This is a genomic window from Mesorhizobium sp. LSJC269B00 (assembly GCF_000502815.1).
Lineage (GTDB): Bacteria > Pseudomonadota > Alphaproteobacteria > Rhizobiales > Rhizobiaceae > Mesorhizobium.
This window is the reverse complement of the sequence record NZ_AYVN01000043.1, coordinates 1-770: the sequence shown is the minus strand read 5'-3', so window position 1 is coordinate 770 and position 770 is coordinate 1. Positions and strand designations below refer to the sequence as shown.

Here is a 770-nt window from a genome sequence, read left to right as displayed (position 1 = left end):
CGTCGATGCAACGCGCCAGACGCTCGGCCACCCGCAACCGCTTTTCCACCTCGGCCAAGGCCAGAACGCCGCTGTTGGACGACAGCATGCCGCCGTCGAAACGGGCGACGACGGACTTGCCGACTGATGACAAACCGCTCAGCGGCAGCGCAAGATCGTTCATGGTGGGTGTGGTCTCCGGGAATGGTTCGGATCGGCTTAAGCAACCAAATCCTACGTTATTTCCACGGCTTGCGCCACATCCACCAACCCCCTTGAATGTTTCAGGCTAGCGTGCTGAATTAGCTCGGGAGATTAATGATGTCGCTCGTGGTTCTTGGGTGCAGTATCCCGGAATGGGCCACGGCCCTTCAGACCTCACACCACTGATTTGAGAATTCTGCACAGTGCTATGGACATCAGCCATTCAAGGTCGGGCTCACGGGCGAGCCTTTCCAGCAGTCGTTCAGCACGCCCTCTCAATCCCATAGGCGCTAAGATAGCTTTGGCATGGACTGAAACTTGCGCTTTCGTGGTGGTTCGCGCCAGCGATATCGCAAGGCATGGAGATTTTGGCGCAGGGCCGCCAAGGAAGGTTGAGTAAAGATGGTCGCGATCAGAGAGGCGACGATCTGGCGGGTGGCGCGCCACAGCAGCGGGCGCCCGTCGCTCAAGGGGGAGAGACACCCAACTCCTGCGAGAGGGGTTCGGTCACGAGCGCGATGAGGAAGTGTGCAAGGATCCAAGGCTTTGCGATCCTTGGGTCTTTGGCGGGAGGAGAGCGCAGCCCG

Annotated in this window: 1 pseudogene; it reads right to left on the bottom strand. The window is 59.5% G+C overall.

What is annotated here, in order from left to right:
- A pseudogene (locus tag X771_RS1000000168635) lies at positions 1-163 on the bottom strand (IS1380 family transposase); the annotation flags it as partial.
- Between the last annotated feature and the right edge of the window lie 607 nt (positions 164-770).